This is a genomic window from Bacillus sp. TL12, from assembly GCF_022625245.1.
Lineage (GTDB): Bacteria > Bacillota > Bacilli > Bacillales > Bacillaceae_G > Bacillus_A.
This window is the reverse complement of record NZ_JAJJBY010000032.1, coordinates 43,679-51,361: the sequence shown is the minus strand read 5'-3', so window position 1 is coordinate 51,361 and position 7,683 is coordinate 43,679. Positions and strand designations below refer to the sequence as shown.

The following is a 7,683-nucleotide window of genomic DNA, read 5'->3' as shown; positions in this document are numbered from 1 at the left end:
CATCTGTTTATAATTCGAGTTCTCCCATACGAAGAAGCTCAACAACCGCTTGTGAACGTCCTTTAACCCCTAGCTTTTGCATTGCATTTGATATATGGTTACGTACGGTCTTCTCACTAATAAAAAGTTCACCTGCAATTTCTTTCGTCGTTTTATCTTGAACCAATAATTCAAACACTTCTCTCTCTCTCTTTGTCAATAAAGGTTTAGATTGATATGCTTTTTCCTTCAACTGGTATAACCCTCCTTGCTTAAGCCAGAGCTGTATATGTGTAAGTTGGGTGTTTATTTAGTCAAGATATTGTATGAACAAAATGTGCAAGAGGTGAATGAAAATGGGCTAAATTGCATACGTTATTTACGCTCTATATGCATTTCAGAATTTCTCAAAATCCCTTTTTAAACACCAACTCACTATCCACAAAAAATTACTAAATAATAAACGCGAAAATGCTCATCATATACATAATTATTTATCTCATAACAACCTGCTTCTCTTATTTAAAATTTACATCTTAATGCTTAAGCATGTTTTTCAACATTCAATGCACAGAAGGTAAGATTTCTTATAATAACTAATTATGTATTGTAAACCCATGCACTTTCTTTCTTAAATAAAAAAGTCTAAGCAAATTTCACTTAAACTTTCTCTTTACTTATATCTCTTATTGAAAATAACAATTCAATCACAATATTAGATTAGATAAAAAAGAAACCTACCCTTTCTCCCCCTAAGACCATTCACTCCAGTTATTACCTTCTTCTTTTCAGAAAGATTCAGTGAAAAAACGCTAATACTACTAGGTAGGAATGTAGATATTTCTAACAATACGCTTCATCTGCAAAATTTTATGTATTGGTGGTGTCATTATGTTTTCAGCCTTCAAACGTGTTCTAATCGGTAGACCACTTAAATCAACAGCATTAGGGGAACAAAAATTAAACAAACTAAAAGCACTCGCTATTCTGTCTTCTGACGCCCTTTCTTCTGTTGCTTATGGAACAGAACAAATTTTAATTGTACTGGCGGCATTTGGGGCAATTGCTTTTTGGTATTCCATCCCCATCGCAATAGGAGTTCTTATTTTATTGACAGCGCTCATTTTATCGTATAGGCAAATCATTTTTTCTTATCCACACGGAGGTGGTGCTTATGTTGTTTCAAAAGAAAATTTAGGCACAAATGCCGGGCTCATTGCAGGAGGATCCCTACTTGTTGATTACATCCTTACTGTAGCCGTAAGTGTTTCTGCTGGAACCGATGCTATTACATCAGCATTTCCAGCGCTGCATACCTATACTGTTCCTATCGCAGTCATCCTTGTAATGTTCATTACAATTTTAAACCTGCGAGGCGTAACTGAATCCGCTTCGATATTGGCGTATCCGGTCTATCTCTTTGTATTAGCACTTGTTATTTTAATAATTGTAGGTATTTTTAAGATTTCTTCTGGACAAGCTCCCGCCAATTTACATGCACCGATGGGAACTGTCGTGCCTGGAATTACACTCTTCCTTTTGTTGAAGGCATTTTCATCTGGCTGTTCCGCTTTAACAGGAGTAGAGGCCATTTCCAATGCGATTCCAAACTTTAAAGAACCTGCTGCAAAAAATGCAGCAAAAACATTAGTTATCATGGGCATGATTCTTGCGGTTTTATTTACTGGTATCACGTTTTTAGCATATTGGTATGGAATCGCACCTAAACATAATGAAACTGTCGTGTCTCAAATTGCTTCAAATATATTTGGAAGAAATTTTGTGTATTACTTTATTCAAGGAACAACTGCTCTTATTTTAGTGCTAGCTGCCAACACAGGGTTTTCAGCATTTCCACTTTTAGCATTTAATTTAGCATCAGATAAATATATGCCGCGTATGTATTTAATGCGTGGAGATCGATTAGGCTATTCAAATGGAATTATTACACTAGGCATCGGTTCTATATTTTTAATTATGGCCTTTCAAGGTAAAACCGAACAATTAATTCCGCTATATGCTGTCGGAGTATTTATTCCTTTTACATTGTCACAAACAGGGATGATTATAAAGTGGCTACGCGAAAAACCACAAGGCTGGGTACCAAAATTATTAACAAACTTACTAGGTGCCCTCATCTCATTAACTGTACTTCTTATTTTTTTCATTACTAAATTCACACACGTATGGTCCGTTCTTGTTTTCCTACCTATCATTGTTTTCATCTTTCACCGCATTCATAATCATTACGTTGCGGTGGGAGAACAGTTACGTATTGATTGCACTAACCTCCCTAAAAAAATGACTGGTAATGTCGTCATCGTACCCATCGCCGGTATTACAAAAGTAGTCGAACAATCTATCAATTACGCGGAAACAATTGGTGATCAAGTTATCGCTGTATATGTAGCTTTTGATAAAGAAAGCGAAATACGTATGCAGGAAAAATGGAAAGAGTGGCAACCAAACATTCGTCTTGTTACATTTGTCTCATCTTACCGAAGCTTAATGCGACCTATCGCAAAATTAATTACGATTATTCAGCATAAGGCAGAGGAAAAGAATCATTTTGTTACAGTTCTTATTCCACAATTCATCACTAAAAAAAGATGGCATAACGTTTTACACAATCAATCAAGTGTATTATTACGCGTATACCTTTTATATAAGCAAAATGTTATTGTTACGACTGCACCTTATCGCTTTCAAAAATAACAAAAATATGCACCTAAAAAGAAACCTTTCTATCCATTTCCATTTAGGTGCATATTCCTAAAAACGCCTTACAAAACTGCAATCTTTTTTCAGAAAAATGTAATATAATTCAATAGTTTCCATATTCTTTTCCATGTAAGATAAAAGTATAAGGTATCACCAATACATAAAAGAAAAACATGGTGATATTAAAAAGGAGAAGATTTTATAATGGAAAAAAAGTTACGTAGATCTGAAATTAATAAAATGTTATTTGGTGTATGCGGTGGTTTAGGAGAATATTTCGATATAAGCGCTAGTATGATTCGTATCCTTTGGGTTATTGCGATTCTATGTTTCGGAACAGGTTTTTTAGCTTACCTCGTTTGTCTATTGCTTATGCCACGTTCTTACTAAAAGGCACCGGTGCCCAATCAGTGCCTTTTTTATACATTTTAACGTTTTAACACATAAGTCATGGCTATAACCTCACTGGCTTCCCCGCTTTACTTTCACTTGGCATGGAGTAAAAAAGGAGCTGACTACTTCTACACATGGCCGGATGCTCTCTCCCACCTAAAAAAATAGGTTTTATACCGATTTTCCGTTACGAAGAATACTTCATCGTTAAATGTAAAACAGCAACCTCATCTCCAGCATTTTTGTAACTATGCTTCTTATTTGCTTCAAACTGAATCGAATCAAATTCATTTAATTCATACACGTCATTTTCAACTTGAATCGCGACTTGTCCTTTCATAACTGTAACGAGTTCGATCGCTCCCTCATGGTGAGACTCCGGTTCGTATATACTACGGGGCCTTAAACAAGCACGATGCATCTCCATATCGGTTTCTTTCGTATATCGAAATATAGTTTCTAATCGCCATGCCTGCCCTGCATCTACCGCAAACCCTTCCCCTGATCGTGAAATAGCTACTGGCTCTCCAACTACCATTAATCTCGACAACGGGATTGACAACCCCTTCGTAATTTTCCAGATGACGGCTAATGTTGGATTCGTTTCACCTCTTTCAATTTTTCCTAATGTTAATTTACTAACTCCTGTTTTTTGTGCCAATTCTTCTAAACTTAATTTTTGTTCATTACGAATTTGTCGTAATAACTGACCAACTTGCTGAATGACTTCTTTTGTTTGCATATCCTCTTTTTCTTTCATATTAACAAAACCACCTTAAAGTATAAAATAGTTTACTTTTATTTTATATAAGTATATTATACTATACATAAATGTTTCGAACCTCGAAGGGAGTGCTTCCGCATTATGCGTGCAATATTATTAGGTATTTTATCATCCGCTTTTTTCTCTGCAACATTTATTATTAACAGAGCGATGAATGTATCCGGAACAAGCTGGGCGTGGACTGCTTCTTTCCGTTTTTTATTTGCTCTTCCTATTTTATTCCTTATCGTTTTATTTCGCAAAAACCTCGGGGGACTATGGTCAGAAATGCGAAAACATCCTTTTGCATGGCTAGGCTGGGGGTCTTTAGCAGGCACCGGTTTTTATTCTTTATTAAGCTTTGCAGCCGTCTTTTCTCCAGCTTGGCTTGTTGCAGGAACTTGGCAAGTTACAATACTTGCTGGTTTGCTACTATCGCCATTATTTTTTATTACCACCGAAACAAAAACAGGTCCAAAACGAGTACGGGGAAAAATCCCACTTCGTAGTTTATACGTATCACTTTTCATTTTAATCGGTGTCATTTGTATGCAAGCAACCGAAGCTGGGCATATTACAGCAACTCAATTTATATCCGGTTTTCTTCCTGTTGTTCTCGCAGCTTTCCTATATCCATTTGGCAATCGAAAAATGATGGAAGTTGTAGGGGGACGCCTTGATACCTTCCAACGTGTATTAGGAATGGCGATTGGTAGCCTTCCCATAGCAGTTATTCTTGGAATATATGGTTTTTGGGAAACGAGTATGCCAACATCAGGCCAAATGCTTCAAGGATTTTTATTAGCATTATGTTCAGGCGTTATTGCCACAATGACGTTTTTCTTTGCAACAGATTTAGCGAAAGATAATCTTTCCTTACTAGGAGCTGTAGAAGCAACGCAAGCCGGAACGATGATATTTACTGTTCTTGGTGAAATTATTTTCTTAAATGGTTCGTTTCCGATCGGGCTTTCACTTATTGGGATGATTATCATTATGGCTGGAATGGTCGCAAATAGCATTTTGAATCGTTCTGTTCCGGTCGCTAGGCAAAAGAAAACAGCATAACAGGGCGTTAAAAAGCATGATTCTTCTTTCGAGAACCATGCTTTTTTATGTAATTGAAATCGTATAAAGTGAAACCTTAGTCAGTGAGTGTTTCTTCATCCCTCAATGATTATCCCCCCTCACCAATCAGGGTCTTACTGCCCGTTAATGCGGGATAAATCTTAATCATTTATTTAATCGGAATATTTTTTCATTCCCTGTTTATAATTAGAACAGCATCATTCTATGTTATAATACGTTTTCATGCCTATTTAAAGGAGGAAAATTATGCTAAAAAAAAGGAATTTCTGAATTTATTGGTACTTTTGTACTTGTATTATTCGGAACTGGAACTGCTGTTTTAGGCGGCGGAATTGAGGGGATTGGTATTTTAGGAATCGCCATGGCTTTCGGATTATCAATTGTCGCTATGGCATATAGCATTGGAACGATTTCTGGATGTCACGTAAACCCAGCAGTATCAATTGCCATGTTCATAAACGAACGAATGAATGCTAAGGAGCTTGGCTGTTACTTATTAGCTCAAGTTTTAGGGGGGTTACTAGGAACTACAACATTAGTAACAATTTTAAAATCTGCTAATCTATCTTTAGATAACTTAGGACAAAATGGTTTTGGAAAACTTGGATTAACAGGATCTTTCTTAGTTGAATTTATTTTAACATTCGTCTTTATTTTAGTTATTATTGCTGTAACAGGTAAAAAGGGTAATGCACAGTTCACTGGATTAGTAATTGGTTTCACGTTAGTATTAGTTCACTTACAAGGCATCCCATTAACAGGAACTTCAGTTAACCCTGCACGTAGCCTAGCACCAGCTTTATTTGCTGGCGGAGAAGCTGTATCTCAATTATGGGTATTTATTGTTGCTCCAATTCTTGGTGGTATCGTTGCTGCCATTGTAGGGAAATTTGCATTAAATACTGAAAAATAGAATTTTCAGTATTTCTGAAAGTAAAAAAGCGAGCCCATTTATATGAGACTCGCTTTTTACTTTTGAATCTTTGATTGTAAATTTGTAACAAGTTGCTGAACTGTTACGTTCGCAAGCACATTTTCCATTGCTTCCTGCGCTTGCATCAATATAATCTCTAAGACTGATTGAATATTAGCCCCTACTGGACATTCAACGTTAGGACTCTCATGGAAAGAAAATAGATGTCCTTCTTCGACTACTTCCACTGCCTTATATACATCAAGTAATGTAATTTCCTCTAAATCACGAGCAAGCGATGTGCCACCCTTTCCTGCTTGGACATCAACAAGACCCGCTCTTTTTAACATTCCTGTAATGCGGCGAATCACTACTGGATTTGTATTCACACTACCAGCAATCCATTCAGAGGTACAGCGAGAGCTTCGATCTATCGCAAGTAACGTTAACATATGAACACCTACTGTAAAACGGCTACTAATTCCCATCTGCACGCCCCTCCTTTACGTTCATTCTATCAAAAGATGATACTTATCATTATATACTATATTTCATTTATACATAAAGAAAAAGCATGATTCCCTAAAAATCATGCTTTCATGGTTATTGACGCTTAATAAATTTAGCTAAATCTTTAAATTTCACTTTATCAGAATAAGTCATCACACCATTGACGTAAATACGGCTTGCAATCCAATTAATAATTAAAATTGTTACAACTAAAATTGCTAATGTAACGCTAATCTCTAATGCTCCTGCTTCACCAGCTACAACGCGCGAGAACGTAACCATCGGTGTAAAAAATGGAATATAGGAACTGATTAAAACCAGTGTACTATTTGGATCAAATAACGACTTCATACTAATGAAGAATGCTCCCATACCTAAAAATGTAATCGGCAATGCAACTGATTGTAAATCTTCTAGCTTAGATACAACTGCTCCAGCCGCTGCGTATAACATCGCATATAGTAAATATCCTGTAATAAAGTAGATAATAAACATACTGATTACTAATGTATCTAAAGTTGAAAAATCTAAAGAAAGTCCAAATATTGAAGCATTATTTAAATCAATCCATCCTAATAAATACGGAATGATAAATCCACAAGCAAGTACAGCAATTTGTAATAAAGCTGTAGCTACAACAGCTAAAATTTTCGCATACATCATTGTAAGCGGTTTTACTTTTGGAAGCATAAGTTCCATAACACGTGATGCTTTTTCAGATGCAATTGTTGTCCCAATTGCATTTCCAAATGAGATAATAAACATATACAATGCAAACGAAAATGCATAACCGATACCAAAGGAAGATGCCCGATCTTTTATTGCCTCTTGCTTCATCGGAATTTCCATTTGCAATTGTTTTGCTACTTCTGGTGAAACATTATTCTTCTCAATCATTACAGCTGTGTATTGCTCCTTCAAATAACTTACCATGAGCGTAGAAGTTGACTGACTTGGAAATCCACTATACATATACGTAACTTCTGGAATACCAATTTTTTCTGTGATATGAAATAAACCGTCTAAATCTCCTTCTTCCACTTTCTTATACAGTTTATCAAACTCTTCCTTTGAGGCTACAGTTACTTTTGCTGAAGGAAGTAATTTATTTAAATCACTTTCTTTTACTTTATATGTAGCACTTTCTGTTACCACCGCAATTTTATCTTTCCCTTTATCTGTATCAGAAGTAAAGTGGGTAAACGCTACAATCCCAAACACAATTAAAAATAAAATAGCACTCGTAATCAAAGATTTTTTAGATAAAAATGATTCTCTAAAATAAAATGAAAATACATGAGAAAATTTACGCATT

General features: G+C 35.7%; 8 protein-coding genes. 4 read left to right on the top strand and 4 right to left on the bottom strand.

Annotated elements, in window-relative coordinates:
- Positions 1 to 7: 7 nt before the first annotated feature.
- Complete coding sequence (gerE, locus tag LOK41_RS22360) at positions 8 to 232, bottom strand: spore germination transcription factor GerE (protein ID WP_000659484.1); 225 nt, start codon at positions 230 to 232, stop codon at positions 8 to 10.
- Positions 233 to 870: 638 nt separating this feature from the next.
- Between gerE and LOK41_RS22355 the strand changes: the two genes are divergently transcribed.
- Together LOK41_RS22355 and LOK41_RS22350 are read left to right on the top strand one after the other, a co-directional pair.
- Positions 871 to 2,694 carry an APC family permease gene (locus LOK41_RS22355; RefSeq protein WP_174098821.1) on the top strand — a complete coding sequence of 608 codons (1,824 nt, stop codon included), beginning with the start codon at positions 871 to 873 and terminating at the stop codon, positions 2,692 to 2,694.
- A 210-nt stretch (positions 2,695 to 2,904) separates the two neighbouring features.
- Positions 2,905 to 3,090: a PspC domain-containing protein gene (locus LOK41_RS22350; protein ID WP_241818355.1), complete on the top strand. Its 186-nt coding sequence runs from the start codon at positions 2,905 to 2,907 to the stop codon at positions 3,088 to 3,090.
- A gap of 190 nt (positions 3,091 to 3,280) precedes the next feature.
- Here the strand turns inward: LOK41_RS22350 and LOK41_RS22345 are convergent, their stop codons facing one another.
- Entirely contained in the window at positions 3,281 to 3,853 is a 573-nt protein-coding gene (locus tag LOK41_RS22345) for a helix-turn-helix domain-containing protein (protein WP_241818354.1), read from the bottom strand.
- A 105-nt stretch (positions 3,854 to 3,958) separates the two neighbouring features.
- On the opposite strand from LOK41_RS22345, the gene LOK41_RS22340 reads away from it, so the two are divergent.
- Both LOK41_RS22340 and LOK41_RS22335 read left to right on the top strand, forming a co-directional pair.
- The gene (locus LOK41_RS22340; RefSeq protein ID WP_241818353.1) at positions 3,959 to 4,924 is read left to right on the top strand and encodes a DMT family transporter; all 966 of its coding nucleotides are present in this window, start codon (positions 3,959 to 3,961) and stop codon (positions 4,922 to 4,924) included.
- Between the two features lie 283 nt (positions 4,925 to 5,207).
- Positions 5,208 to 5,858, top strand: a complete 651-nt coding sequence (locus tag LOK41_RS22335) for an aquaporin (protein WP_241818356.1) — start codon at positions 5,208 to 5,210, stop codon at positions 5,856 to 5,858.
- Positions 5,859 to 5,914: 56 nt separating this feature from the next.
- On the opposite strand, the gene LOK41_RS22330 is transcribed toward LOK41_RS22335, so the two are convergent.
- Both LOK41_RS22330 and LOK41_RS22325 read right to left on the bottom strand, forming a co-directional pair.
- Positions 5,915 to 6,346 (bottom strand): Rrf2 family transcriptional regulator, encoded by a 432-nt coding sequence (locus tag LOK41_RS22330; protein ID WP_174098817.1) that lies wholly within the window; start codon positions 6,344 to 6,346, stop codon positions 5,915 to 5,917.
- Between the two features lie 115 nt (positions 6,347 to 6,461).
- Positions 6,462 to 7,682 carry an ABC transporter permease gene (locus LOK41_RS22325; RefSeq protein ID WP_241818352.1) on the bottom strand — a complete coding sequence of 407 codons (1,221 nt, stop codon included), beginning with the start codon at positions 7,680 to 7,682 and terminating at the stop codon, positions 6,462 to 6,464.
- Position 7,683 lies beyond the last annotated feature (1 nt).